General features: G+C 69.5%; 25 protein-coding genes. 11 read left to right on the top strand and 14 right to left on the bottom strand.

The genetic code is table 11. From position 1 onward, the window contains the following. Positions 1-24 precede the first annotated feature (24 nt). Together FHU38_RS07710 and FHU38_RS07705 are read left to right on the top strand one after the other, a co-directional pair. On the top strand, positions 25-675 hold the full coding sequence (locus FHU38_RS07710; protein WP_167168217.1) for an amino acid ABC transporter permease: 651 nt from the start codon (positions 25-27) through the stop codon (positions 673-675). After that, complete coding sequence (locus FHU38_RS07705; RefSeq protein WP_167168214.1) at positions 672-1547, top strand: amino acid ABC transporter permease; 876 nt, start codon at positions 672-674, stop codon at positions 1545-1547. The genes FHU38_RS07710 and FHU38_RS07705 overlap by 4 nt, the downstream gene beginning before the upstream one ends. Before the next feature lie 60 nt (positions 1548-1607). On the opposite strand, the gene FHU38_RS07700 is transcribed toward FHU38_RS07705, so the two are convergent. From FHU38_RS07700 to FHU38_RS07685, 4 genes are read right to left on the bottom strand one after another with little or no spacing between them, the layout of a single operon-like run. Further along, positions 1608-2375 (bottom strand): succinate dehydrogenase/fumarate reductase iron-sulfur subunit, encoded by a 768-nt coding sequence (locus FHU38_RS07700; protein WP_167168211.1) that lies wholly within the window; start codon positions 2373-2375, stop codon positions 1608-1610. A 1-nt stretch (position 2376) separates the two neighbouring features. Further along, positions 2377-4293 carry a fumarate reductase/succinate dehydrogenase flavoprotein subunit gene (locus tag FHU38_RS07695; protein ID WP_167168208.1) on the bottom strand — a complete coding sequence of 639 codons (1917 nt, stop codon included), beginning with the start codon at positions 4291-4293 and terminating at the stop codon, positions 2377-2379. Positions 4294-4318: 25 nt separating this feature from the next. Next, complete coding sequence (locus tag FHU38_RS07690; RefSeq protein WP_167168205.1) at positions 4319-5149, bottom strand: hypothetical protein; 831 nt, start codon at positions 5147-5149, stop codon at positions 4319-4321. After that, the gene (locus tag FHU38_RS07685; protein ID WP_167168202.1) at positions 5146-5436 is read right to left on the bottom strand and encodes a hypothetical protein; all 291 of its coding nucleotides are present in this window, start codon (positions 5434-5436) and stop codon (positions 5146-5148) included. The genes FHU38_RS07690 and FHU38_RS07685 overlap by 4 nt, the downstream gene beginning before the upstream one ends. A gap of 260 nt (positions 5437-5696) precedes the next feature. Between FHU38_RS07685 and edd the strand changes: the two genes are divergently transcribed. Together edd and eda are read left to right on the top strand one after the other, a co-directional pair. Continuing rightward, positions 5697-7586 carry a phosphogluconate dehydratase gene (gene edd / locus FHU38_RS07680; RefSeq protein ID WP_243852210.1) on the top strand — a complete coding sequence of 630 codons (1890 nt, stop codon included), beginning with the start codon at positions 5697-5699 and terminating at the stop codon, positions 7584-7586. Then, on the top strand, positions 7586-8221 hold the full coding sequence (eda, locus tag FHU38_RS07675) for a bifunctional 4-hydroxy-2-oxoglutarate aldolase/2-dehydro-3-deoxy-phosphogluconate aldolase (protein WP_167168196.1): 636 nt from the start codon (positions 7586-7588) through the stop codon (positions 8219-8221). Before edd ends, eda begins: the two co-directional genes overlap by 1 nt. A gap of 72 nt (positions 8222-8293) precedes the next feature. On the opposite strand, the gene FHU38_RS07670 is transcribed toward eda, so the two are convergent. The 6 genes from FHU38_RS07670 to FHU38_RS07645 form a co-directional block, all read right to left on the bottom strand. Next, complete coding sequence (locus FHU38_RS07670; RefSeq protein WP_208415587.1) at positions 8294-9571, bottom strand: acyltransferase family protein; 1278 nt, start codon at positions 9569-9571, stop codon at positions 8294-8296. Positions 9572-9640: 69 nt separating this feature from the next. Further along, complete coding sequence (locus FHU38_RS28130; protein WP_390623242.1) at positions 9641-9901, bottom strand: Uma2 family endonuclease; 261 nt, start codon at positions 9899-9901, stop codon at positions 9641-9643. Positions 9902-10290: 389 nt separating this feature from the next. Continuing rightward, the gene (locus FHU38_RS07660) at positions 10291-10812 is read right to left on the bottom strand and encodes a regulatory protein RecX (protein ID WP_167175723.1); all 522 of its coding nucleotides are present in this window, start codon (positions 10810-10812) and stop codon (positions 10291-10293) included. 89 nt (positions 10813-10901) lie between these two features. Beyond that, on the bottom strand, positions 10902-11942 hold the full coding sequence (recA, locus tag FHU38_RS07655) for a recombinase RecA (RefSeq protein WP_167168192.1): 1041 nt from the start codon (positions 11940-11942) through the stop codon (positions 10902-10904). Between the two features lie 253 nt (positions 11943-12195). After that, positions 12196-12390 (bottom strand): DUF3046 domain-containing protein, encoded by a 195-nt coding sequence (locus FHU38_RS07650; RefSeq protein ID WP_167168189.1) that lies wholly within the window; start codon positions 12388-12390, stop codon positions 12196-12198. Between the two features lie 169 nt (positions 12391-12559). Then, the gene (locus FHU38_RS07645; protein ID WP_167168186.1) at positions 12560-14452 is read right to left on the bottom strand and encodes an Hsp70 family protein; all 1893 of its coding nucleotides are present in this window, start codon (positions 14450-14452) and stop codon (positions 12560-12562) included. 156 nt (positions 14453-14608) lie between these two features. Between FHU38_RS07645 and FHU38_RS07640 the strand changes: the two genes are divergently transcribed. The 4 genes from FHU38_RS07640 (at position 14609) to FHU38_RS28240 (ending at position 20753) form a co-directional block, all read left to right on the top strand. Next, on the top strand, positions 14609-19240 hold the full coding sequence (locus tag FHU38_RS07640; protein WP_167175720.1) for an ATP-dependent helicase: 4632 nt from the start codon (positions 14609-14611) through the stop codon (positions 19238-19240). Between the two features lie 80 nt (positions 19241-19320). Next, on the top strand, positions 19321-19821 hold the full coding sequence (def, locus tag FHU38_RS07635; RefSeq protein WP_167168183.1) for a peptide deformylase: 501 nt from the start codon (positions 19321-19323) through the stop codon (positions 19819-19821). A gap of 226 nt (positions 19822-20047) precedes the next feature. After that, complete coding sequence (locus FHU38_RS28245) at positions 20048-20326, top strand: hypothetical protein (protein ID WP_449314274.1); 279 nt, start codon at positions 20048-20050, stop codon at positions 20324-20326. 202 nt (positions 20327-20528) lie between these two features. Further along, positions 20529-20753 (top strand): hypothetical protein, encoded by a 225-nt coding sequence (locus FHU38_RS28240; protein WP_449314273.1) that lies wholly within the window; start codon positions 20529-20531, stop codon positions 20751-20753. Here the strand turns inward: FHU38_RS28240 and FHU38_RS07625 are convergent. Then, a complete protein-coding gene (locus tag FHU38_RS07625; RefSeq protein WP_390623241.1) occupies positions 20743-21843 on the bottom strand; it encodes a GNAT family N-acetyltransferase in 1101 nt (366 codons plus the stop codon). The two genes, FHU38_RS28240 and FHU38_RS07625, sit on opposite strands and share 11 nt — an antisense overlap. Positions 21844-22129: 286 nt before the next feature. On the opposite strand from FHU38_RS07625, the gene FHU38_RS07620 reads away from it, so the two are divergent. Further along, a complete protein-coding gene (locus FHU38_RS07620; protein ID WP_167165469.1) occupies positions 22130-22576 on the top strand; it encodes a hypothetical protein in 447 nt (148 codons plus the stop codon). Positions 22577-22705: 129 nt separating this feature from the next. On the opposite strand, the gene FHU38_RS07615 is transcribed toward FHU38_RS07620, so the two are convergent. Continuing rightward, a complete protein-coding gene (locus FHU38_RS07615) occupies positions 22706-23470 on the bottom strand; it encodes a maleylpyruvate isomerase family mycothiol-dependent enzyme (RefSeq protein WP_167175712.1) in 765 nt (254 codons plus the stop codon). Beyond that, positions 23470-24030 (bottom strand): SAV_6107 family HEPN domain-containing protein, encoded by a 561-nt coding sequence (locus FHU38_RS07610; protein ID WP_243852209.1) that lies wholly within the window; start codon positions 24028-24030, stop codon positions 23470-23472. Before FHU38_RS07610 ends, FHU38_RS07615 begins: the two co-directional genes overlap by 1 nt. A 237-nt stretch (positions 24031-24267) precedes the next feature. Between FHU38_RS07610 and FHU38_RS07605 the strand changes: the two genes are divergently transcribed. Beyond that, positions 24268-24810 (top strand): YbaK/EbsC family protein, encoded by a 543-nt coding sequence (locus FHU38_RS07605; RefSeq protein WP_167168177.1) that lies wholly within the window; start codon positions 24268-24270, stop codon positions 24808-24810. Continuing rightward, entirely contained in the window at positions 24810-25394 is a 585-nt protein-coding gene (locus tag FHU38_RS07600; protein ID WP_167175710.1) for a GNAT family N-acetyltransferase, read from the top strand. The genes FHU38_RS07605 and FHU38_RS07600 overlap by 1 nt, the downstream gene beginning before the upstream one ends. 35 nt (positions 25395-25429) lie before the next feature. Here the strand turns inward: FHU38_RS07600 and FHU38_RS07595 are convergent, their stop codons facing one another. Continuing rightward, positions 25430-26374, bottom strand: a complete 945-nt coding sequence (locus FHU38_RS07595; RefSeq protein ID WP_167168174.1) for a DMT family transporter — start codon at positions 26372-26374, stop codon at positions 25430-25432. Positions 26375-26445: the final 71 nt, after the last annotated feature.

The following is a 26445-nucleotide window of genomic DNA, read 5'->3' as shown; positions in this document are numbered from 1 at the left end:
CCCGGCTTCGGGTTGGGAGACCACGTGGACGTCATCATCGACAACCTTCCGCTGTACGCGGAAGGCCTGCTGAAGACCCTGCAGATCTGCGCCTACGGCCTCGTCGGGTCGCTGGTACTCGGCACGATCCTCGGCGGATTCCGGGTGTCGCCTGTGGCACCGCTGCGCTGGGTGGGCACCTCCTGGGTCACGGTGTTCCGCAACACCCCGCTGACCATCGTGTTGTTCTTCTGCGCGTTCGGGTTGCCCGAGGTCGGCATCAACGGTGCGTACTTCTGGTTCGGCGTCACCGGACTCGTGCTCTACACCTCGGCCTTCGTCTGCGAGGCCGTCCGAAGCGGAATCAACTCGGTCTCGCCCGGCCAGGCGGAGGCGGCCAGGGCGGTCGGGTTGAACTTCGGCCAGTCGCTGTCCTACGTGATCATGCCGCAGGCCGTGCGCAGCGTCGTGCCACCACTGGGCAGCGTGATCATCGCGATGATCAAGAACTCCGCCATCGTCGGCGCCTTCGGTGTCGGTGGTGACCTGTTCGCGGTCGGGCAGCAACTGTCGTCCGCGCAGGGCAAGGCCGCGCTGCCGGTACTGGCGGGTGTGGCACTCGGCTATCTGGTGATAACGATCCCGGGCGGACTGCTGCTCGGCTGGTTGGAGCGGAAGGTGGCGATCGCCCGGTGAGCAGCGTCCTCTACGACGCACCCGGCCCGCGCAGCAGGCGGCGCACGGCGATCGGCAGTGTCGTCGCCGGCATCGCGATTCTCGCTGTGGTGGCGCTGGTCGTGCTTCGACTCGCGGAGCAGGGTCAGTTCGACGCGGAGCTGTGGTCACCCTGGCTCGACCCGACCGACGACAACTTCACCGCGGTCTGGAACCTGATCGGTGAGGCCGCGGCCAACACGGTGCTCGCCGCGGCACTGTCCATGGCGTTCTCCCTGGTGATCGGCACGCTGCTGGCACTGAGCCGGATCACCGCCGCCGCCTGGTATCGCTGGGCGATCGTCGGAGTGATCGAACTGCTGCGCGGTATCCCGGTCGTGATAGCGATCTTCTTCGCCGCCAGGGTGCTACCCCAGTTCGGTGTCGATTTGCCCACGCTGTGGTACCTGGTCATCGGCCTCACCGCCTACAACTCGGTGATCATCGCCGAGATCGTGCGGGCGGGCATCAACTCGCTGCCCGTCGGCCAACGCGAAGCCGCGGAGTCGATCGGGCTGCGGCGTTCCCAGGTCCTCGGGTCGGTGCTGCTGCCACAGGCATTCCGGGTGATGCTGCCCGCGCTGATCAGCCAGCTGGTTGTCGTGCTCAAGGACACCTCGCTCGGCTTCATCATCTCCTTCGAGGAGACCGTCAACACGGCCGGCATCATCGTGCAGAACCTGCACAACCCGATTCAGACGTACCTGATCATCGCTGTGCTGTTCATCGCGGTGAACTACCTGCTCAGCAAGTTCGCCGTCTACCTGGAGCGCAGGCTCAGCCGGGGCAAGAAGGCGGTTTCGAAGAAGGCGGAAGAGGCGGCGATGTCCGAGACGGGCAGGGCGGGCGCGTAACGCGTACCCGGCGCTGCGGTTCGCCCGTGCCCGGGCATTGGCGAACCGCAGCGCCGCCGATCAGGCGCCTGCGTCGCGCTCGCCGCGGCGGAACAGTTTGTTGCCCAGCCAGACGATCGGGTCGTAGCGACGGTCGGCGACCCGTTCCTTCATCGGAATCAGCGCGTTGTCGGTGATGTGGATGTTCTCCGGGCACACCTCGGTGCAGCACTTGGTGATGTTGCAGTAACCGAGACCGTGCTCGGTCTGTGCCTCGTTACGCCGGTCGGCGACATCGAGTGGGTGCATCTCCAACTCGGCGATCCGCATCAGATAGCGCGGGCCCGCGAACGCCGGCTTGTTCTCCTCGTGGTCCCTGATCACGTGGCAGACGTTCTGGCACAGGAAGCACTCGATGCACTTGCGAAACTCCTGCGAGCGCTCCACGTCGACCTGCTGCATTCGGTACTCACCCGGGCCCAGATCCGCAGGCGGGGTGAACGCCGGGATCTCCATGGCCTTGGTGTAGTTGAACGACACGTCGCACACCAGATCCCGGATCACCGGGAACGTGCGCATCGGCGTGACCGTGATGACGTCGTCCTCCTCGAACATCGACATCCGCGTCATACACAGCAGCCTCGGCCTGCCGTTGACCTCCGCGGAGCAGGAACCGCACTTGCCCGCCTTGCAGTTCCAGCGGACAGCGAGATCCGGAGCCTGGGTCGCCTGTAGTCGGTGGATGAGGTCGAGCACGACCTCGCCGTCGTTGGCCTCGACGGTGAAGTCGTGCAACTCGCCCGCACCGTCGTCACCGCGCCACACCCGAAGCTTTGCCTGGTAACCCATATCAGGCCTTCCTTTCCGGGTGGTCGGCGAGTTCTTCGGAGGTGTAGTACTTCTCCAGTTCGCTCAGTTCGAACAACCCCAGCAGATCCTGTCGCATCGGCTGCTGTTCCTTGGCTCGCACCGTGACATCGGGGATGGCCGGATCGCCGTCAGCCGCGCCGCAGACAAGCAGGGTGTTGCGCCACTTCGCGTCCATCTGCGGGTGGTCGTCGCGGGTGTGTCCACCCCGGCTCTCCGCGCGCCGCAGCGCGGCCTGCGCCACGCACTCGCTGACGAGCAGCATGTTGCGCAGGTCCAGCGCGAGGTGCCAGCCGGGGTTGTACTGCCGGTGCCCCTCCACGGTGACGCCCGCGATCCGCCGCCTGATGTCGGCCAGCCTTTCCAGCGCCTGCTCCATCTCGTCGGCCTTGCGGATGATGCCGACCAGGTCGTTCATGCACTGCTGTAGTTCGGTGTGCAACGTGTAGGGGTTCTCCTCCGCCACTCCCTGCCCGGGTGGGTCGAACGGCGCCACCGCCCGCTTCGCCGCGGTGTCCACATCGGAATCGGCCACCTTCGGCCTTCCGGAGAGCGACTCCACGTAGTCGGCCGCGCCGAGCCCGGCCCTGCGGCCGAAGACGAGCAGGTCGGACAGTGAGTTGCCGCCCAGTCGGTTGGACCCGTGCATCCCGCCCGAGCACTCACCCGCCGCGAACAGCCCCGGCACGCTCGCAGCGGCGGAGTCGGGGTCGACCTCGATGCCGCCCATCACGTAGTGGCACGTGGGGCCAACCTCCATGGGCTCCTTGGTGATGTCCACATCGGCCAGTTCCTTGAACTGGTGGTACATCGAGGGCAACCGCCTGCGGATCTCCTCGGCCGGTAGTCGGCTTGCGATGTCGAGGAACACCCCGCCGTGCGGAGAACCCCGTCCCGCCTTCACCTCCGCGTTGATGGCTCTGGCCACCTCGTCGCGGGGCAGCAGGTCAGGGGTGCGGCGGTTGTTGTCCGCGTCCTCGTACCAGCGGTCGGCCTCCGCCTCACTGTCGGCGTACTGGCCCTTGAACACGTCGGGGATGTAGCGGAACATGAACCGCTCGCCCTCGGAGTTCTTCAGCACGCCGCCGTCACCGCGCACACCCTCGGTGACGAGGATGCCCTTCACGCTCGGCGGCCACACCATGCCGGTGGGGTGGAACTGGACGAACTCCATGTTGATCAGGTCCGCGCCTGCCCGTAGCGCGAGCGCGTGCCCGTCACCGGTGTACTCCCAGGAGTTCGACGTCACCTTGAACGACTTGCCGATGCCGCCGGTGGCCAGCACCACGGCCGGTGCCTCGAACAGGATGAACCGGCCGGACTCGCGCCAGTAGCCGAACGCGCCCGCGATCCGGCCGTCCTGCTTGAGCAGTTCGGTGACGGTGCACTCGGCGAATACCTTGAGCTTGGCCTCGTAGTCGCCGTACTTCTTGTTGTCCTCCTGCTGCAGCGACACGATCTTCTGCTGCATGGTGCGGATCAGCTCAAGGCCGGTCCGGTCGCCGACGTGCGCCAGCCGGGGATAGGTGTGCCCGCCGAAGTTTCGCTGGCTGATGCGGCCGTCCTTGGTGCGGTCGAACAGCGCGCCGTAGGTCTCCAACTCCCACACGCGGTCGGGGGCTTCCTTGGCGTGCAGCTCGGCCATCCGCCAGTTGTTGAGGAACTTGCCGCCACGCATGGTGTCGCGGAAGTGGACCTGCCAGTTGTCGTTCGGGTTCGCGTTGCCCATCGACGCCGCGCACCCGCCCTCGGCCATCACGGTGTGTGCCTTGCCGAACAGCGACTTGCACACCACCGCGACGCTGAGGCCACGCTGCCTTGCCTCGATCACCGCACGCAGACCCGCGCCGCCGGCACCGATCACCACGACGTCGTAGCTGTGCCGCTCGACCTCGGTCATGTAATTGCCACCTCGAAAGAACTGTTCAGTTGATGAAACGAAGATCGGTGATCGTGCCGGTGGACACGAGCCACACGTAGAGGTCGGTGAGCGCCAGGGTGCCCAGCGTGATCCACGCGAACTGCATGTGGCGCACGTTCAGCCTGCTCACCTGCGTCCAGATCCAGTACCGGACCGGACTCCTCGAGAAGTGCTTGAGCCTGCCGCCGGTGACGTGCCTGCACGAGTGGCACGACACCGTGTACGCCCACAGCAACACCACGTTGATCACCAGGATGAGGTTCCCGAGTCCGAAGCCGATCCCTCGCTCGCCACCGAAGGCCACTATCGCGTCCCAGGTGTTGATCAAGGCGATCACGAACGCGACGTAGAAGAAGTAGCGGTGAGCGTTCTGCACGATGAGCGGCAGGCGGGTCTCCCCGGTGTACTTGGCGTGCGGTTCGGTGACGGCACACGCGGGCGGGGAGAACCAGACCGACCTGTAGTACGCCTTGCGGTAGTAGTAACAGGTCAACCGGAACCCGAGCAGGAACGGCAGCGAAAGAAACGCCAGCGGGATGAAGCCCGGCAACTCCCCGAACGGGGTGCCGAAGTGCGCCGACCCCGGTACGCAGGAGTCGCTGAGGCACGGGGAGTAGAACGGCGTGAGGTAGTTGTTCTCGGCGTCGTAGTAGCCGGTGCGCATGAACGACCGGACGGTCGCGTAGCCGACGAAGGCCGCCAGGCCCAGTGTCGTCAGCAGTGGCTGTAGCCACCACCGGTCGGTGCGCAGCGTGCGCGTGCCGATGCCGACTCGGGTTCGTGCGGGTGCGCTGTTCTGGGTGACTGTCACGTCGTCGATCCCGGCCCCACTCACCGCTGATCCCGGTGGTAGCCGCCGACGCCCTCGTCGTCAGCGCCCTCCCACAACGATGGGTCGTACGGGGTGTCGGGGATCTTGACCACTTCGGGCGGGTCGGAAGGCTTCGACTGGGCAGGCACCTGCTGCTGCGCGAGATCGCCCGCGTCGATGTCGAGCCGCTCGACGTCGTTGGCGAGGCGCCGGACAGCGGGTGCCTCGCCGTAACGTGCCCGCAGCGCGCCCACGCACTGCCTGAGCCTGCCGATGGTGCGGCGTAGCTCGCTCATTTCCGTGCTCGACATCTGTGTCGTCCCTTCGAATCGATCCCGGGATCTGAGCCGGCTAAGGCCGACTCTGCCTTGCCAACTGTGGTGTGACAAGTAGCACACACGGCGTGGAGGGCGTGATGGGGGTCACTAATCGTGACTTTCTGAATCGATTTTGCTCCGAGGCCCTGGATCTGTATCGTGTCAGTCGCCACGTCGGCCGCGACGGTGCCGTCGCTTACCGACCTCCACGTCCGCGAGAAGATGCCCGCGAGAAGCGATCAGGAGCGACCACGTTGCGACCCCTCCACCCCGTCATCGCCGAGGTCACCGCCCGCATCGCCGCTCGAAGCGAGAACTCCCGCGGCGCCTACCTCTCCCGGGTCAGCGACGCCCGCGCGGCCACGGCCGACGGTCCGGCGCGGGCCGGGCTGGGGTGCGGCAATCTCGCGCACGGCTTCGCCGCGTGCTCCGGCCCCGACCGGCTCACCCTGCGAGGGCGGCAGGGCCCGGGAATCGCGATCGTGTCCGCCTACAACGACCTGCTCTCGGCCCACCAACCGCTCGGTGAGTTCCCCGACCAGCTGAAGGAGGCCACGAGGCGGGCCGGGGGTGTCGCCCGGTTCGCGGGCGGGGTACCCGCCATGTGCGACGGCATCACACAGGGGCGGGCGGGAATGGAACTCTCGCTGTTCAGCCGCGACGTGATAGCCATGGCGACAGGTGTGGCGCTGGCACACGACATGTTCGACGGGACGCTGCTGCTCGGCGTGTGCGACAAGATCGTGCCCGGGCTGCTCATCGGCGCACTGTCATTCGGGCACCTGCCCGCGATCCTGGTGCCTGCGGGACCCATGCCGTCCGGGCTGCCGAACAAGGACAAGGCTCGCGTGCGGCAGTTGTACGCGCAGGGCAGCGCCACGAGGGAGGAACTGTTGGAGGCCGAGTCCGCCTCCTACCACTCCCCCGGCACCTGCACCTTCTACGGCACGGCCAACTCCAACCAACTCGTGCTCGAGGTGATGGGCCTGCAACTGCCGGGAGCAGCCTTCGTGCAACCGAACACACCGCTGCGGCGGGCGCTCACCGAACGAGCCGCCAGGCGCATCGTCGAGATTTCCCCGGTCGGTGGCGGCGAAGGCTACACACCCGTGGCCGAGGTGGTGGACGAGCGTTCGATCGTGAACGGGGTGGTCGCGTTGCTGGCCAGCGGAGGCTCCACAAACCACACCCTGCACCTGGTCGCGATCGCCTCGGCGGCCGGAATAGAGCTTACCTGGGACGACTTCGCCGATCTCTCTTCGGTGGTGCCGCTGCTGGCCAGCATCTATCCCAACGGCAGCGCCGACATCAACCACTTCCACGCCGCGGGTGGCGTGCCGTTCCTCGTCGCCACGCTGCTCGACGCCGGACTGCTGCACGGCGACGTGCGCACCGTGGCGGGCACCGGGCTGCACCGCTACCGCGCCGAGCCGGTGTTGCGTGACGGCGAGTTGACCTGGCGCGAAGCCCCGTCGCGCAGCCTCGACGAGAACGTTCTGCGCCCGATCGACCGGCCGTTCGCACCCGACGGCGGACTGCGCATGTTGCGTGGCAATCTGGGCCGTGCGGTGCTGAAGGTGTCGGCCGTTTCTCCGCGCCACCGCCTCGTCTACGCGCCCGCGCGGGTGTTCGACTCCCAGCAGGACTTCCAGCTGGCGTTTCGAGCAGGCGAACTGAATCGCGATGTCGTGGTGGTGCTGCGCCAGCAGGGTCCCCGCGCCAACGGGATGCCCGAGCTGCACGGCCTCACCCCCGCGCTCAGCTCACTGCTGGACGCCGGGCATCGCGTGGCACTCGTAACCGACGGCAGGATGTCAGGGGCATCGGGGAAGGTTCCCGCCGCGATTCACGTCACGCCGGAGGCCGCGGTGGGTGGGCCGCTGGCCCGGGTGGCCGACGGGGATCTGATTCGCGTCGACGCCGACTCGGGTGAGTTGGAGGTCGACGTGGCGGCCGCGACACTCGCATCGAGGGCTCCATCGGGCTCGGTCCCCGGTGAGGACGAATGGGTCGGCACCGGCCGGGAACTGTTCGCCGCGCTGCGCCGCTGCGTCGGTCCGGCGGAGCGAGGCGCCAGCGTGTTCGCGCCGGTCGGTGCCCGACCACATCCCGCTATCGCGGGCGTCACCGGTGGACTCACCTGATGGTCACGAGTTCGGAGCTGCTGACGCTGTCGCCGGTGCTGCCAGTGGTCGTGCTACACGACGCCGACGACGCCGTGCCCGTGGCCCACGCGTTGCGCTCCGGCGGCGTGGGTGTCATGGAGGTGACGCTGCGCACTCCGGCCGCGGTGGACGCGGTGGCCCGCGTGGCGCGGGAGGTGCCGGACATGGTCGTCGGAGCCGGCACAGTGACCACGCCACAGCAGGCGCGGCAGGCCGCCGACGCAGGGGCGGCGTTCCTTGTGACGCCTGGATGCACCGAGACGTTGGTCTCGGCGGCACTCGACACCGGGCTCGCGCTGCTACCAGGAGCTGCGACCGTTTCCGAGGCCATGCGGCTGGCAGAGCGGGGGTTGCACGCCCTCAAATTCTTCCCTGCCGAGGCCAGCGGCGGGACCGACGCGCTGCGCGCGATAGCCGGTCCGCTGCCGTGGCTGCGTTTCTGCCCCACCGGCGGAATCACAATGGACAGCGCAAGGCGCTATCTGGAGTTGGCCAATGTGGACTGTGTTGGCGGCTCATGGCTGACGCCGCCGGACGCCGTCGCGGCGAAGGACTTCGCTTGGATCGAGGCGCTGGCGCGGCAGGCCGTTGCCTTGACCGCACCGGAAAGGTAGCTCCGCGCGGGGCGAAGGAGAGGCCGGGGCTACCCGCCACCGCCGGTGGTCTTCCGATCGCACCGAGGCGGTTCACCACCGAGGTTCCCGCGGGCGTGGCTGTTTCGCCACGGGCGCGCTGTGCCTCTGCAACGCCGTGCTGCCCCGTGCCACTGGGACACCGTGGTGTGGGCCGGTGACCTGCCCGCGCTGCGCCTGTGGCGGCCGTGGCTGTGACTGTGGTGGCGCTGGCGGCCGGGCCGATCTACGCGGTCTGCTCCAGCGGCGCATGACGGGCCGCTCGACGCCGGCATAAAGCAGCCACGCCAAGCCGAGGCTCAGCGCCATCGCGCCGGTGAGCACGGCAAGTTCCACGGCGACCTCTCCGTTGCCGCGAAGGCCCGTGAGTTCGCGGCCGTGCAGCAGCACCAGGTAGTGCACGAGGTAGAAGGCGAAGGACACCTCGCCCAGCCAAACCGCAACCCTGCCGCGCAGCAACGTCGCGCGGCCGCGCACGTCGGCGACCGCAGCTGCCGCGATAACGAGCGCGACAGGCACGATCGTGGTGGCGTTGACGCCGAAGTTGTAGGGCACGACGAGCGCCAGCGCGTATCCGCCCGCCAGCAGCACGGCTGCCAGCGGGAGCGGAAGGCCGATCCAGCGGCCGGACAACACGATGCTCGCCATGATCATGCCGAGCATGAACTGCAGCAGGCACACCGGCGGGAAGATATAGAGGAACCACACCTGCGAAAGGCTCGAACCCGGCTGTGTGGGATCGCCGCCGGTGGCGGGCACCAACGCTTGCGCGAGCAGCGGCATGCACAGCACGACGACGACCAAACCGGACGCCCACCACCACAGGGTCGACGACGGGATGCGGCCGAACCACCGGTGCAGCACCGGAAACAGCAGGTAGAACACCGCCTCGCAGGCCAGCGACCAGCTCACCACGTTGGCGCTGTTGAAGATCGTCTGGTCGGGGAACCACGCGTGGATCAGCAGCAGGTTCTGCCACCAACCGGTGACCGGCTTGTGCAGTGCGAGCAGCAGCGCGACCGCGAGCAGGAACGTCACCAGGTGGTTGGGGTAGACCTTGCAGGCCCGGCGGCGCCAGAACCGCGCGGCGGTGTCGCCCGCCCTCGCCGACCAGCTGAGTACGAAGCCGCTCAGCACGAAGAAGAACGACACACCGAGGAAGGCCAGCTTGCCGGTGAGCCATCCGACGTCCGCCGCGGTCTGCTGGTCGGGGTAGTCGAACACGGTGGCCGCGTGGAAGACGAACACCAGCAGTGCGGCCAGAAAGCGCATGCCGGTCAGGGTTGGCAGGCGGGCATGAACCGCCGGAATGATCTCGGTGGGCGCGGACACGGCGGTCACAGTAGCCGAGCGCGAGGTCAGCCGAGCGAGGTTGTCCGGATCATCCTCATTCGGACCACATCAGAGCAGCGCGTCGAGGTTCACCCGCACCGCGAACGGGTCATCGGTGGCGAACTCACCGGTGACGGCACCGCCGTCCTGATAGCCGAACTCCCCGGCAAGGTGGCAGGCGACCAGCGAGACGGGCTCGGTGATATCGACGATCCAGTAGTGCGGGATTCCGGCGTCGGCGTACTCGCCGCGCTTGTCCACGTTGTCGGTCCGGGTCGAACCCGGCGACACGATCTCCACCACGAGCAGCACGTCGGACGCCTTGAGCAACCCGCCCTCCCGGTCAACCGCCGTACCGCGGCACGGTCGACCACGACCAGGTCGGGGCGGCGCGCCGTCGCCGGAGCACCCAGCGGCGCCAGCTCAAGATCCACGTCGATGTCGGGAACGGCGGTCAGCTGCCGGGGTAACTGCGGCTTCACCTGCAGATACAGCTCGAACAGCGCTATGTTGTGGCCCGGTCTCGGGCTCAGCGACATCAACAGGCGGCCCTCCAGCAGCTCGGTGTAGCCCGATTCGGGCTCACCGAGCTCCGCGTACTCGGCGATGGTCAGCAGGTGATCCATACCGGGCAGAGGCGACTCGGAAGGCTCGGAAATGCGGTAACGGCTGCTCCTCACGTCATGGACCAGTGTCCCATCCCGGCGCCCGCCCGCAGGTCAGTCCGGGACGATGTCGTCGAGCAGTGTGGACTCCGCACCCGCGTCACGCAGTTCCTCGCGGACCACCACGTAGGACAGTCCTTGCGGGTAACCCTTGCGTGCCAGCATCCCGAGCAGTCGTCGGGTGGCGGTCCGCTCGTCGAGGCCGGCCATCGTGCGCAGCTTCTTGCGAACCAACTCGCGGGCTCGCTGCTCCTCGGCGTCCCGGTCGATCTCGCCCGCGGCCTCGACCGCGACGTCGCTGTCGACACCTTTGCGCTTGAGCTCCGCCACGAGCGCCGACCGGGCGAGGCCCTGCTGGGTGTGCCGGGACCGCACCCACAGCTGCGCGAAGGCCTCGTCGTCGACAAGCCCGGCCTCGTCCAGCTTGCCGAGCAGGGTCTCCCTCGTCCGCTCGTCGAAGCCCTTGCGGCGCAACGCCTGACGCAGCTCGTCCTTGGTGCGGGGCCGCGCGGCCAGCAGGTCGAAGCAGATCTCCTTGGCCTTCTTCCTGGCTTCCTCCGGTGTCAGCTCCGCCACCGACCGAGACCGGGAGCCGCCGCCCCCGAAACGACGGCCTGACTCGCTCACGTCCTCACCGTCCCGTTCTCCCTCGAAGGGCACGGCGGCTAGAACTCGACCGGCGCCGGGGCGGCCTCCTCGGCGTCGACCTGAGCACCGATACCGAGCTTTTCCTTGATGCGCTTCTCGATCTCGTTGGCGATGTCGGGGTTGTCGCGCAGGAACCTGCGCGCGTTCTCCTTGCCCTGGCCGAGTTGGTCGCCCTCGTAGGTGTACCAGGCGCCGGACTTGCGCAGGATTCCCTGATCGACGCCCATGTCGATGAGCGAGCCCTCCCGCGAAACGCCAACACCGTAGAGGATGTCGAACTCGGCCTGCTTGAACGGCGGCGCGACCTTGTTCTTCACCACCTTGACCCTGGTGCGGTTACCGACCGGCTCACCGCCGTCCTTGAGGGTCTCGATACGGCGGACGTCGAGCCGGACCGACGCGTAGAACTTCAGCGCCTTACCACCGGTGGTCGTCTCCGGGCTGCCGAACATGACGCCGACCTTCTCGCGCAACTGGTTGATGAAGATGGCGGTGGTGCCGGAGTTGTGCAGCGCACCGGTGATCTTGCGCAGTGCCTGGCTCATCAGCCTGGCCTGCAGGCCGACGTGCGAGTCGCCCATCTCGCCCTCGATCTCGGCGCGGGGCACCAGCGCCGCCACCGAGTCGATCACCAGGATGTCGAGCGCGCCGGAGCGAATCAGCATGTCGGCGATCTCCAGCGCCTGCTCACCGGTGTCCGGCTGGGAGACGAGCAACGCGTCGGTGTCGACACCGAGCGTCTTGGCGTACTCGGGATCGAGCGCGTGCTCGGCATCGATGAACGCCGCGATGCCGCCCGCCTTCTGCGCGTTGGCCACCGCGTGCAACGCGACCGTTGTCTTACCGGAGGACTCCGGACCGTAGACCTCCACCACCCGGCCGCGAGGCAGTCCTCCGATACCCAGGGCTATGTCCAGCGCGATGGCGCCGGTGGGGATGACCTCGATCGGCGGCCGGGTCTCCTCGCCGAGGCGCATCACCGACCCCTTGCCGAACTGCTTGTCGATCTGGGCAAGGGCTAGATCGAGCGCCTTGCCCTTGTCCGGTGCTGCTGGCATGGAATCCACCTCATTGGCTGTCGGTCTGCTGTCGTTTTGTGCTGACCCCGACGTTACGGCCGGGGTCCGACAGTTCGGGGGTCAAGCGGAAATCTGTGGATAGTCGACCCCGGCACGACCCTGCTGTGGACAACCACAGTAGCCGAACAGATGTTCGAGGTCGACGCGACACGCCCTGCTGGTACGGTTTCCGCTCCGTTCTTCGGTACGTTCTTCGGTACATTCTTCGGCACCGCCGCGATCATTGACGCGGTCACCGACGCTCCGCCGGGATGTCGAACTCGCCGCACACCTGCTGCCAGATCTCCTTGGCAGGTACCCCATCGGCCAGCGCCTGCTCGATCGTGCGTCCTCCCAGGCCGCTGAGCACGTGGTCTCTCGCCAGGGTCTCGGCGCGGGTCTGTCCGAACTCCTCCGCCATCAGCCTGCGGAAAACCGTGATGCGCATCGGTCTCAGCGTAGCGCCGCGCCGCGCCGTAGGCTGGAAGGCATGCGGCTGGCACAGGACGTCTCCGGATTCGGTTCCACGGCGCTGACGCTGGCGTCGATCGCCACCGTGACCGCCGCGCTGATCGTGCTGATCATCGGCGTCCGCAACCGCAGGAAGTGACCGGCGGCTACTCCCCCGGCTGGACGTTGCGCTCGAAGTAGTCGGCCAACTCGGCCGGCCCGGCCAGCTCCCCCGTGCCCGCCACGTTCACCTGGTACACGAACCCCGCGAGCGGGCGGTCGTCGACCGTGAAGACCAGCACAGCCGAGTTCCTGCCTGCCGCGGCCGCGTACCGGCCCTCCAGCGCGTTGCCCTTCCAGTCGGCCCGTACCTGCTCGCCGCCTCCGGTGCGGTTCAGCAACCCGTCGGTGTATCGCTTGATGGTCTCGGCCGATTCACTGTGCAGGTAGGTGATCTGCGCACCGGCCAGTCCCGGCGCCGAGCACGTCACGGTGACACCGAGGTCCTCCTCGTTCGGCGCCGCGGCGGCGCCGGTACCGGTGCCCGGCCCACACTGGTTCTGCTCGGCCACCGCACCGGCCAGTTGGCGCAGGCAGCCGGTGAAGCCCTGCTCGTCGGTGGCACCCGGCGTCCGGCATTCCTCGGCGGCGTAGGTCGCGGTACTGGAGGAGGGCCACCACACCACCGCGGCGGCGGCGAGCACCAGCACGGCCGCGACCGCGACGCCGATGAGCGGCTTCCTGCGACCGCCCGATGTCGCCCGCCGCGGTGGCTCGGAGAAGGCGGGAAAGCCCGGTCCCGGTGCCTGTCGCGGCACGTTGTGGTGCGCGTGCACCCCTGGATATCCCGGCCGCGCCGGGTAGCCTGCCGGACCGGTGGGCGCGGGCGCGGCGACGACCGGCTGAGGCGGGGCGGCGGCCGTGGCGGGCCGTACCGGTTGTCCCGTGGCCGCGGCCTGCCCGTCCACCTGCTGGGTTCGCATGCTGATCCCGTCGGCCGCGACGTGATGCGCGCCGAGCGCCACCGCCGTCTCCGGTTGGTCGAGGCTGGCGGGCACGACGCCCAGCTTCTCGGAGAGCAACGTGCCCACCAGCGGCAACCTGCTCGACCCGCCGACCAGATAGATGCCCGCGAGCCGGTCAGGGGTGAGCCCCGCCGACGACACCGTCCTGGCGAGCAACTCGACACTGCGCAACATCGCTGGCCGCACGAGCGCCTCAAGCTCCGACCTGGTCACAAGGACGTCGGTGAACGGCTCCGGCATCGGCACCTCCGTCTGCGGCAGCCGGGACAGTGCCTCCTTGGCGGCCCTGACGTCCTCCTGCAACGCGCGCCTGGCGCGCCGGTCGGCCGTCGACTCCGGCCGGAGCAGGCACTGCCAGCGCTGCGGGTCGCGGTGCGACACCTCTCTTCCGACGTGCACGAGCAGTGCCTGGTCGACATCGAGCCCACCGAGGTCGGGCAGGCCGTCCTCGGCGAGCACGGTGAAACCGCTCTGGGTGGCGCCGACGACGGCGACGTCGAACGTGCCCGCGCCGAGGTCGTACACCGCCAGCGCCTGCCCCGGCAGCAGTGCCTTGCCGGGGAACGAGGCGAAGTGCGCCGCCGCGGCGACGGGCTCGGGCACCAGCGAGACCGCACCGGACATGCCCGCCAACCGCGCGGCCGAGAGCAGTACGTTGCGACGCACCGGACCCCACTGCGCCGGGTGGGTGAGCCGGATCTCGTCCGGTGACTCGCCCCCGAGCTGCCGGGTTGTCTCCTCGAGGACCCGGCGCAGCACGGCGGCGAGCGCCTCGTTCACCGGAACCACGTCCGTACCGAGCAGCAGGGTCTGTTCGTCGACCCGGCGCTTGGGGTTGGGCTCGAACCGGGTGGGGTCCAGCCGGGCCCTGCGCTCGGCGTCGCGGCCGACCACGAGCGTGCCGTCCTCCTCGGCGAACACCGCCGAGGGCATCGTCGCGGACCCGTCGACCTCTACCACCCTGGGTGGCCTGCCGTGTGCGGACAGCACCGCCACCGTGTTGGACGTACCGAGATCCACGGAAAGAATCCGCACAGCTCTCCCCTTGTCGATAGCGCCGTCGGCAGCGCGAAAACAGCGCGGAACCAGCGCAGCCGCCGCGGTGATGCTCCCACGACCGCGGCGACGCGAGGGACGCAACCCGACTATGGGGCCCTCCTCGGGGCAGGATTGTCGGTGCCGCGCCGCATCATGGAGTACGTGGAAAGCCACGGCTCGAAGGTTCTCGACCTGTTCTCCCCCGCGACCAGGGACTGGTTCGCGGGGGCCTTCGCCGCGCCCACCGCCGCGCAGGAGGGCGCGTGGCAGGCCGCGCACGCGGGCCAGCACGCACTGGTGGTGGCACCGACCGGCTCGGGGAAGACCCTCGCCGCGTTCCTGTGGGCGCTCGACCGGCTGGCGATCGCGCCCGAGCCGCGGCGCGACCGGCGGCGTTGCCGGGTGCTGTACGTTTCGCCGCTGAAGGCACTCGCCGTGGACGTCCAGCGCAACCTGCGAGCACCGCTGGCAGGCATTTCGCAGGCCTCCCGCAGGCTCGGGCTGCCCGAACCCGACATCACGGTGGGCATGCGCACCTCCGACACCACCGCCGCCGAGCGCAGGGCCTTCAACCGCACTCCGCCCGATGTACTGGTCACCACGCCCGAATCGCTGTTCCTGCTGCTCACCTCCTCCGCGCGGGACTCGCTGCGCGGCGTGGAGACCGTGATCGTCGACGAGGTGCATGCCGTCGCGGGGGGCAAGCGTGGTGCGCACCTCGCGCTGTCGCTTGAGCGGCTGGACGAGTTGCTGCCGGTACCAGCGCAACGCATCGGGCTTTCCGCCACCGTGCGGCCGGTCGACGAGATCAGCTCGTTCCTGGCGGGTGGCCGCCCGGTGCGGGTGGTGCGGCCGCCGCTGGCCAAGACGGTGGAGGTCCGGGTCGAGGTGCCGGTGGAAGACATGGCCGAACTCGACGCCGCGCCGCGTCCCGCCGAGCCCGCGCCGCTGCCGTCGGAGAGCATGCCCGATGCCGCGGCCGAGCTTGGTGGCCCGCCGCGCAGACCGTCGATCTGGCCCGCCGTCGAGGAACGGGTCCTCGAACTCGTGGAGGCCCACCGTTCCACAATCGTGTTCGCCAACTCGCGCAGGCTCGCCGAGCGGCTCACCGCCCGGCTCAACGAGCTCGCCACGGAACGGGCGCAACCTGGAGCCGAGCAGCGGTTTCCCGCCCAGGCCCCCGGCGCGTCAGGGGTGAGTGAGGGTGCCACGGCGACCGTCGCGAAGGCGCACCACGGCTCGATGGCGCGCGAGCAGCGCACCCGGGTCGAGGAGGAACTCAAGTCGGGGCGCCTGCCGTGCGTGGTGGCGACCTCGTCGCTGGAGCTGGGAATCGACATGGGTGCGGTAGACCTGGTCGTGCAGATCGAGGCGCCGCCTACGGTCGCTTCCGGGCTGCAACGGGTCGGCCGCGCGGGACATCAGGTCGGCGCGGTGTCGACCGGGGTGATGTTTCCGAAGTTCCGCGGCGACCTGGTGTCGTGCGCCGTGGTCGCCGAGCGGATGGCGGAGGGCGCGATCGAGGCGGTGCGCTACCCACGCAATCCGCTCGACGTGCTCGCGCAGCACATCGTGGCGATGGTGGCGATCGAACCCTTGACGGTGGCGGATCTCGCCACCACCGTGCGCAGGGCGGCGCCGTTCGCGGCACTGCCCGACGAGGCGCTGCATGCCGTTCTCGACATGCTCTCCGGCCGCTACCCCAGCGAGGAGTTCGGCGAGCTGCGGGCCCGCGTCACCTGGGACAGGGTCACCGGGCAGCTTCGCGGCAGGCCGGGAGCGCAGCGGCTCGCCGTCACTTCCGGGGGCACGATCCCGGACCGGGGGCTGTTCACCGTGATGACGCCCGGTGAGGAGGGCAAGCCGGGCTCGCGTGTGGGCGAACTGGACGAGGAGATGGTGTACGAGTCCAGGGTGGGCGACACGATCCTGCTCGGCACCTCCTCGTGGCGCATCACCGACATCACCCACGACCGCGTGCTCGTGGTTCCCGCCCCAGGTGAGCCCGCCCGGATGCCGTTCTGGAAGGGGGACGCGCCGGGCAGGCCGTTGGAACTTGGCAGGGCGCTGGGAGCTTTCCTACGCGAATTGTCCACATCGGACGAGGCGGCGGCGCGGCGGCGGGCACACGCGGCCGGGCTCGACGAGCGAGCGACCGGCAACCTGCTCGGCTACCTCGCCGAGCAGCGGGAGGCGACCAGACACCTACCCAGCGACAGGGTGGTACTGCTCGAACGCTTCCGCGACGAACTCGGGGACTGGCGCGTGGTGGTCCATTCGCCGTTCGGCGCCCAAGTGAACGCGCCGTGGGCGCTGGCCATCGCGGCCAGACTGCGCGAGCACCGCGGCGTCGACGCGCAGGTCGCGCACTCCGACGACGGAATCGTACTGCGGCTTCCCGACGCGCTCGACGCCGAAGGCGCTGACGTGGTGATCGGCACCGAGGACGTGCTCGTCGACCCGGACGAGGTGGAACCGCTGATCGTGTCCGAAGTGGGCACGTCGGCGGTGTTCGCGGCCCGGTTCCGGGAGTGCGCGGCACGGTCGCTGCTGCTCCCTCGCCGCGACCCGCGCAGGCGCACCCCGCTGTGGCAGCAGCGGCAGCGTGCCTCCCAACTGCTCGCCGTCGCGGCCAAGTACGAGCGGTTCCCGGTCGTACTGGAAGCGATGCGCGAAGTGTTGCAGGACGTCTACGACGTGGGCGGTCTGCGCGAGCTGATGGCCGACGTACGTGCCCGCCGGGTGCGGGTTGTTGAGGTGCAGACCCCCTCGGCATCGCCCTTCGCTCGCAGCCTGCTGTTCGGCTACATCGGCATGTTCCTGTACGAAACCGACGCACCGCTGGCCGAGCGCAAGGCCGCCGCCCTGTCGCTGGACTCCGCGCTGCTGGCCGAACTGCTCGGCACCGAGGCGATCCGCGAGTTGCTCGACGCCGATGTGGTCGCGGAGGTGGAACGCTCACTGCAACGGCTTGACCCCGACCGGCACGCCCGCGACGTCGAGGACACGGCCGACCTGCTGCGTTTCCTCGGCGATCTGACCGTCGAGGAGGCCGCCGCGCGCGGTGTCCGGCCGGAGTGGCTTACCCAACTGGTCACCGACCGCCGCGCCATCGCGGTGCGGATCGCGAGCGAGGAACGCTACCTCGCCGTCGAGGACGCCGGGAAGGTTCGCGACGCGCTGGGGGTAGCGCTGCCGATCGGGGTGCCCGAGGCGTTCACAGAGCCGGTGGCCGACCCGCTGGCCGACCTGCTCATCCGCTACGCGCGTGGCAGGGGTCCGTTCCCCGCCACGCAGGTCGCCGAACGGTTCGGACTCGGCAGGGCCGTGGTGACGGGCGTGCTCGACCGGCTCACCTCCGACGGCACGCTGGTGCGAGGCGAGTTGCGTCCCGGGCCGGGAGAAAGCGCCGTCGAGTACTGCGACGCCCGCGTGCTGCGCAGGCTGCGCCGAGCCTCGCTCGCGCGGCTGCGGGCGGAGGTCGAACCCGTCGAACAGGTCGCGCTCGGCCGGTTCCTGCCCAGCTGGCACGGCATCGGTGGCCGCGTGCGGTCGGCGCCCACCCCCGACGACGTGTTGTCGGTCGTGGAGCAGCTGGCCGGGGCACCGTTGCCCGCGAGCGCGCTGGAATCGCTGATTCTGCCGAGCAGACTGCCCGGCTACTACCCCGCACTGCTCGACGAGCTGACCGTCGCGGGTGAGGTCAGCTGGTGCGGGTGTGGTGCGCTGTCCGGAGGGGACGGCTGGATCGCGCTGGCACCAACCGATGTCGCGGACCTACTGCTGCCGGATGTCGAGAACACCGCAGAGCACGGACCGCTGCACGAGGCCATTCTGTCCGCGCTGGACGGTGGGGCACTGTTCTTCCGGCAGCTCGCCGACAGGGTCACCACAACCCTTGCCACCACCCCAAGCACCGCACCACCCGACGCGGACGTGGCGGCCGCGCTGTGGGAGCTAGTGTGGGCCGGACTGGTCTCGGGAGACACTCTGGCACCGCTGCGGGCGCTGGTGGCTGGTAGGGGCGCCGCGCACAAGCCGCGGCGGTCGGCACCGCGCGGCCGGTACGCGCGGTTACGGGCAGGCCGCCCCACCATGCCGACGCGGACGGGACCGCCCACGGTCGCGGGCCGGTGGGGCCTGGCGCCCGCGCGGGATCGCGACCCCACCCGCAGAGCTCACGCCCGCACCGAATCGTTCCTGGAGCGGCACGGGGTACTCACCAGGGGTGCGCTGGAAACCGAGCGGTTGACCGGCGGCTTCTCCGGCATCTACAAGGTGCTGCGCGGGATGGAGGACTCCGGGCAGGTCATCCGCGGCTACGTCGTCGAGGGGCTCGGCGCCGCGCAGTTCGCCGCGCACGGGGCGATCGACCGGTTGCGCGCACTGTCCGATGTGGGCGGACCACGAAGGCGGCGCAGCGCGGTGGTGCTGGCGGCCGGCGACCCGGCACAGCCTTACGGCGCGGCGTTACCCTGGCCGCCGCCGCTGGGCGAGACCAAGCACCGGCCCGCACGCAAGGCCGGCGCGCTCACCGTACTCGTGGACGGGGCTCCCGCTCTCTACGTCGAGCGGGGTGGGCGGTCGCTGTTGTCGTTCACCACCGACGGTGACGCACTGCGCAAGGCCGCCGAGGCCCTGTCCACCGCGGTCAAGGAGGGCTGGCTGGGCCAGCTCCAGGTCCAGCGAGCCGACGGCGAGCAGGCGTTGACCTCCGAGTTGGCGGAGGTGTTGCGGGAGGCCGGGTTCCGCGCCACCCCCAAGGGGCTGCGGCTGCGCGCGTGATCGCCGTACCCGTGCCCGGCAGCCCGAGGTCCGGTCCGGTTAAGCTCGCCCAGCCGAGTTGAGAAAGGGACCTGCGAGCCATGGCGATGCGCGAGCTGCGTTACTTCGGCGACCCCGTGCTCAAGGCGGTGGCCGAGCCGGTGACCCGGTTCGACGACTCGACGAAGCGGCTTGTCGATGATCTGCTCGACACCGTGAACGCGCCGGGCAGGGCCGGGCTGGCAGCGCCGCAGATCGGCGTGAGCCTTCGCGCTTTCAGCTACAACGTCGAGGGCAGCCGCGGCTACGTACTCAACCCGCGGATCGTCGAACTCTCCGAGGAGACACACGAGATCACCGAGGGCTGCCTCTCGGTGCCGCAGTTGTGGTTTCCGACCGTTCGGGCCAAGCGTGCGGTGGTGCGCGGTGTCGACCTGCGCAACGAGCCGATCACCGTCTCCGGCGAGGGCGTCATGGCGCAGTGCCTGCAGCACGAGACCGACCATCTCGACGGCATGCTCTACCTGGACCGGCTGACCACCGAGCACAGGCGCGACGCGATGCGCCAGGCACGGCAACGGGACTGGTTCTGGGCGCGCTGAAACCTCGCCACCGACATCGTTATTGATCTGTGTCCAGCGCCACCTTGGCGTGACATCGATGTATCCGGTTCGTAATCTGAGCCGGATTTTGCCGTCGCTGGAATTCGAGGAATGCAATGGCCGGTCGACATCGCGCACATTCTTCCCGGTCGTGGGGAATGCCCACAGCACTGGGCGTGGTCGCCGCGAGCCTGCTCTTGTTCGCGGTATGGATCATCGGCGCACCGTGGCACGCGACGCAGACCGACGGTGCCGCGCTTGCCGCTTCCGCCAGGGCGAACGAGCCGACCTTGTCCAGGTCGGCGGCGAGCACGACAACCCCGACGACCACCACGCCGACGACCACCACCCCGACGAGCACAACCACAACGCCTCCGCCAACCAGCAGCACGACAACGGAGGAACCGCCGCCGAAACCGCTGGTCACGACGGCAGAACCGACGGTGACCAGCGAGGAGCCCGCGCCGCCACCGCCGCCACCGCCGCCAGCGCCGCCAGCGCCTGAGCCTGAGCCGACGCAACCGCCGCAAGCCCTGCAGGCTCCGCAACCAGCCCCGCCCCCACCCCCGCCCGCATCCTGCTCCACCGACCTCGCGGGCACCCAGCCTCACGTTGCGCAAGTAGGCAATCACATTCTGACGAAATTCGCCGTCGATTCCGTGGGTGGCCGCGCAAATCGATCAGGCGCCAGTGATCATCCTTCCGGATTGGCGCTCGACTTCATGGTCGGAACCGAAACCGGAAACGCACTGGCTGATTACGTACTGGCACATCGGATCGAATTCGGCGTGACCTATGTGATTTGGCGGCAGCGCTACAACGACGGCAGTGGCTGGTCCACGATGACCGACCGTGGCAGCCCCACGGCGAACCACATGGACCATGTCCACGTGTCCTTCGCGGAAGGGGCGGCGGTCAACGTCACATGCTGATCCGCAGGACACCGTTCGGGTCGAGGGTGTCCGCCGGCCGCAACCCGGCCCGCGACGCGGTACGGCGGACGCCGTCCTCGCCCGGGAGACACAGCACGCTCAGTTCGCGGTAGCCACGGGCCCTCGCGGTAACGGCGAGCCTGTTGAGCAAGGCGCTACCGAGCCCGTTGCCCTGCCAGGCGTCCTCCACGAGCAGCGATACCTCAGCCGAATCGCCCTCGGGCAGCGGAATGAGTTGTCCGAGGGCGACCACCTCGCGCCCGCAGACGGCGAGCACGCTCAGTCCCCTGGGCGGCAGCAGCAGCCGGTGCAGCCAGCGGCGCGGCACGGTCCGCATGCCGGTGTGGTAGCGGTGGTAAAGCGTGTTCGCCGAACACCTGCCGTGCAGGTCGGCGACGGCGCTCGCGTCGCGTGGCTCGCCCTGCCTCAGCACGACGGTGGCCCCGTCTTCGCAGGTCACAGCGATCTGCCCGGCGAGGTTGTCCCGCACCACACCCAGTAGACCCAGCAGCGCCTCGATGCGGGACAGCTCCAGCTGGGCGAACGGGGCCCACATCCGGCGAGCCACGACGCTCCTGTCGTCGCCGACCTGGAAGACGGCTCGATGGCCGTTCTCGGTGCGGGCGGGGTTCGCTTCCGCCGCGGGCACCACAGTCACCATGTCCGCCGACAGCAGCTGGCGCACGGCATCGGCGAGTCCGGATGGGTCGCCGATCACCCGGCTCGCCGTGGCCAGGCTCGCGGTGGACACGTCGACCAGTTCCTCGACGGCCGCGTCGGTGATGCCGAGCCACTCGCAGCCCTCCTCGCGGATGGCGCGTGCCACGTGGGCTTTGGTGAGACCGGCGGCGGGTCGAATCACGATCTCGTCGAGCACACCGCCCGGCACCGGCAACACCGAGAACCCCAGGATGTTGCACTCCAGGTCGGCCAGCCTGATGGCCACCCTGGCCAGCGCTCCCGGATGGTCCTCCATACGGATCCGCAGCCGCCAGGTAACCGTGGGGATCGCACCTTCCGGAACTTCCTCCAGCCAGCCACCGAGTACTGCCTCGTGGCGCTGTGGCGCGCGAGCACGGTGAATCTCCATGCCGCCACGGTCCCGAAGCGTTGTTGCTGGTAGGCGGCGTGGGTGTTTCGGCGGTGTCAGCGATTCGGCCGCGTTCGCAACGCGCCCGAAACACCGGACCGGCTTGGCATCGGTGCTCCCAGACACGCGCCACTCGGGCACCCGATCCCCAACCGGCAGCGTCAGCGCATCGAGCACCCCTGCTCGGCGAAGCCGCACCTTCGCTGCACGACCAGGCACCGAAGGGCGGGGGCGCTGCCGCGGTGGGAACGGCGGCGCGAGCGGGAAATGCCTCGAGGTCTACCAGTTGACCAACGGACTCGCCCGCGCCGAGGTGATGTCACCGCTGGAAATCGAGTTCTACCGAGTGCCAGCGGCCGACGAGAACTTCGCCCGGCACGCCCTGAACGTCTCGCCGACACCCCACCGCCCCGGCGAGGCGACTGTGCCCGACCCGCATCGAGCACCTCCGGCGACTATGCCGGACCCTGCCCCGGGTCAGCAGTGGCGCCGCGTGCACGGCGAACCCACTCGCGAGACTTGCGTGCGGGAACTGATCGTCGAGGACGGCCGCATGGCTGGTGTTCGAGGCGCTCCCGGCGCCGAGGCGCCCACCGAGTACCGGGCGACAGTCATCGCAGGGCCGGACGCGGTGTTAGACCTCGGCGCCCGGCGCGCACCCGACGAACCACTGGCTCGCCGCCGATCGCCGCCGATCGCCACCGATCGCCACCGCATCCATTCGCAGTCCTGATTCGCGACACGACACCGGGGCGGTGGCGGTGGAGTCAGTCGGCGGCGCGGGCGACCGTGGCCTTCTCGTCGGGCCTCGCCGCGGCGGCGATGCGGCGATCGCGGATGTTGCTTCCCCACAAACCCGCGTTCATCGCGTCGCCAGCCGCAGCAGTGCCCACAGTTGCCCGACAGCGTCCTCGTCGCCTTCCACCGCCACCGCCCCTGGCCGCTGCCTTCCCCACAACCACAGATAGACCGCGGCGGGACGACCGGATACGACGGCGTCGGCGCCTGCCGCCTCGGCGGGCGAGCAACGCCGGGCCGTCGTCCCCACGGGTCCGGCACGGGCGATCCAGGTGTGCCCGCCGGTGTTGATCGCCACCACCCCGTGCCTGGTTCCGCTCAACCCCAGCATCGGCAGTTTGTGGGCGAACCACAGCGACAGCGCCTCGTCCACCCCGTCCACCGCGAAGTCGTCGGTGATCTCGGATCGTTCCAGCCCGGCGGCGTCCTCCACGTCGACGCGGTGGACGGTGGTCTCGTGAGCCATGCGGCGACACCAGAACCCGTAGCTGCGGTCGGCGGGCCACCAGGTCGCGGCGGTTTCTGTCGGGTCGTGCCAGGACAGCACCTCGACCAGTTCGGTCAGCCCGTCCCGCAGATAGCTCTCCACCGTCTGGCCACGCGCGGGATCACGCTGCCACCGGCTCGGCCTGCCGCCCTCCACCAGCCAGCCGAGCGCCACCCGGTAGACACTTCCGACGTGTCGAACCACCTCGCCCACCGTCCACCCCGGACAGGTCGGTACGGGCGACTCGGGAGGAACCGCGCGGGCGGCCTCCACCAGTAGTTCGGCCTCGTATCCGATCGCCGCCAGTAGTCGACCGTGGTCGATCAACGCGCGCCCCGGCATCAACCGCTCCGCCGAGGACGTGCCCGGGAAGGCGCTCCGCATCGGACCATCCGGTCGCCACGGGCCCCGCGTTCACCAGACGTGCCACGGGCACCGGGTGCTCCACCTTCGCCGTGCACGGCGCGGTGGGCGATGGCCACGAATTCCGTGGCGCGCCGCAACAGTTCCGCGGCCGCGTCTTCGTTGACCCGGCGAGTGACGCCTGCCTGTGCGGCGGCCTGCTTCGCCGAGTTCGCCGCGAAGAACGAGGCCCACGACGCCAGTTCGGGTGCCGCCGACTCCAGCAGCGTCCACACGCTCTCCGGTTTCGCCCTGCCCCGGTGCGGACGCCCCCTGGCGACGAGGATCGCCGCGGCGGCACGCAGCGCCGAAAGGTAGGCGACGACGAACCGGGATGCGGGCTGAGACTCCCGGTCGGCTTCTGCCAGGCCGTGCCGAGCCTGCTCCAGTAGCGCCACCGCCGAAGACGCCACCGGTGGGCGCAGTTCGATCGGCAACGCCGGTTGTACGGAACCGTTGCGCGACCTCGGCCCGTGACGTGACGCGAACGCGACGGACATAGCCCCACATCCCTCATCTCGTGCCTCGGCGAAGCGTGTCTTCGCCGGATACCCGGCGCGAGGTGCTTCCCCCACCACCGCGCCGGGCACCCGGTTCCGGCGAGCACTTCCCACCTCGAACCGAATGTCGAACGTATGTTCGAACAAGTCCAGGTTAGCGGGGGAGGGGCGGGGACTCAAGCCCACGGCGGGCGAACTGCGTCGCGTCCTCCGGCCGTACCGTGATCTCATAGCCCTATGAGCACCCTCGACCATCCCGCTGTCGCCAAGGTCGCCGCCGCCCTCGTCGAAGCGGGGCAGGTTCGCGCGGCCGAGGGCATTCGGATACTGCCGGACGACGCACGCACCGCCGCGCAGGCGGCCACTGCCCTTGGCGTCGAGGTCGGTGCCATAGCCAACAGTCTCGTCTTCACCGCCGACATTTCCGGCCACGGCGAAGTTGGCGAAGTTGGCGAGGTTGCCCTGCTGGCACTGACCTCGGGAGCCCACCGGGCGAACACCGCCACCCTCGCGCGGCTCGCCGGTGCGGAGGAGGTCGGCAAGGCCGACCCCGATTTCGTCCGCAGGCACACCGGCCAGGTGATCGGCGGGGTGGCTCCAGTGGGCCACCCGAGCAGACTGCTCACCGTGGTCGACACCGCACTACGCGAGTACGACACGGTGTGGGCCGCCGCTGGCCACCCCAAGTCGGTGTTCCCTACGACCTTCGAGGACCTGCTCAGGCTCACCGGCGGGCGCGCCGCCGACGTCGCCTCGGCGCTTGACGGAACCATGCCATGATGGCCGCCACCCGCCACGGCAACCCACGGTTCGCCCGGCTCACCGCCCAGGAGTTTCGCGCCCGGTTACCCGAGGCGCTCTCGGTGTACGTGGCCGCGATGAACTACCCCTCGGGTACGGCCGAGCAACGCGCGCCCATGTGGCTCACCCACGCCCTGCGGGCGGGTTGGCGGTGTATGGCCGTCCTGGACAACGGTGATGCACTCATCGGCCTGGCCTACGGATACCAGGGCAAGCCCGGCCAGTGGTGGCACGAGCAGGTCCGCAGGGGGCTGGCGGCCAGCCAGGGCGAACAGGCCGTCGCGCGCTGGCTCGGCGACTACTTCGAGCTGACCGAGATCCATGTGCGCCCCGACTGCCAGGGCCTCGGCCTCGGCGAGCACCTGCTGCGCGGGCTCGTCGACGGGCTTGCGCAACGCCACGTGCTGTTGTCCACCCCGGAGGGGACGTCACGGGCGTGGAAGCTGTACCGCAGGCTCGGCTTCACCGACGTACTGCGCGACTACCGGTTCGCGGGAGACCCCAGACCGTTCGCGATCCTCGGGCGTTCGCTGCCGCTGGACGGCCCCACCGAGGGTCGGTGAATGCCCGCGCCGAGCGGACACTCACCGACCGTCGTTCACTCCCGTGGCCGCAGGTAGCTCGCCGCGATCGTGCCTGCCAGCAGCGCGGCCCCGCACCAGCCGAGGACTCCGAGCCGTTCCCCCAGCAGCACGGCCGCCAGCAGCGCGGCCGTCAACGGCTCCAGCAACGCGGCCAGCGCCGCCAGCACCGGCTGGGATCGCCGAAGCCCACGGAAGTACGCCAGGTATGCCAGTGCCGTGGGCACCACGCCGAGGTAGGCCGCCACCGCGAGCACGTCGAGCCGGGCGGGCAGCGCCATCCCGGTCCACAGCCCGAGCGGCAGCAGCAACACCCCACCCACCAGCAGACCGAACGCCGTGGTCCGCAACGGGTCGAGGCCCTCGACCTGCCGGCGAGTGGCCAGCGTCAGCGTCGCGAACCCGAGACCGGAAACCAGCGCGCAGGCCACCCCGGCCACCAACCTCCAGCGGTCGCCGCCGCCGGGAGACCAGGTGAGCAGGGCCAGACCCAGTAGCGCGCCCGCGAGCGAGAGCACGGTCGCGTTACTCGGACGGCGGCGCTCGAGCACGGCATCGCCGAGCGCCACGAACACCGGCGCGCTTCCGATCGTGGTCATGGTCGCGATGCTCACCGAGGTGAGCGTCACCGAGGCGAAGTAGCACGCCTGGAACAGCGCGAGCAGGGCTCCCGCCGTGAGCAGGCGGCGGGCGACAGTGCCGGTGCGCGGGAAGGTACGTGGATAGGTACGTGGATAGGTACGTGGAAAGGTGCGCAGCCCGCCGGTGAGCCACAGCAGCACCACCGCGAAGCCGCCGCCGAGCAGCAGCCGGTAAGACGCCACTGCCAGCGGGTGCAGGTCGGCCTTCGTGGCGAGTACGGAACCGGCGAGGCCGCCGGTTCCCCACAGCACACCAGCCACGAGCAGGTTGAGAGCACCGGCGCGGGTTCGCGCGCCGGTGCCAGCGGCAGAAATGGACATTACGCGGACGCTCCAACGTCGAAGGGATGAGCAGGCACGACGACGCGGGGCGTGAGAAGTCCTGAGCTGTC

Source organism: Saccharomonospora amisosensis, assembly GCF_011761185.1.
In the GTDB taxonomy this organism is placed as follows: Bacteria; Actinomycetota; Actinomycetes; order Mycobacteriales; family Pseudonocardiaceae; genus Saccharomonospora_A; species Saccharomonospora_A amisosensis.
This window is presented reverse-complemented; position numbering and strand designations above follow the sequence as displayed.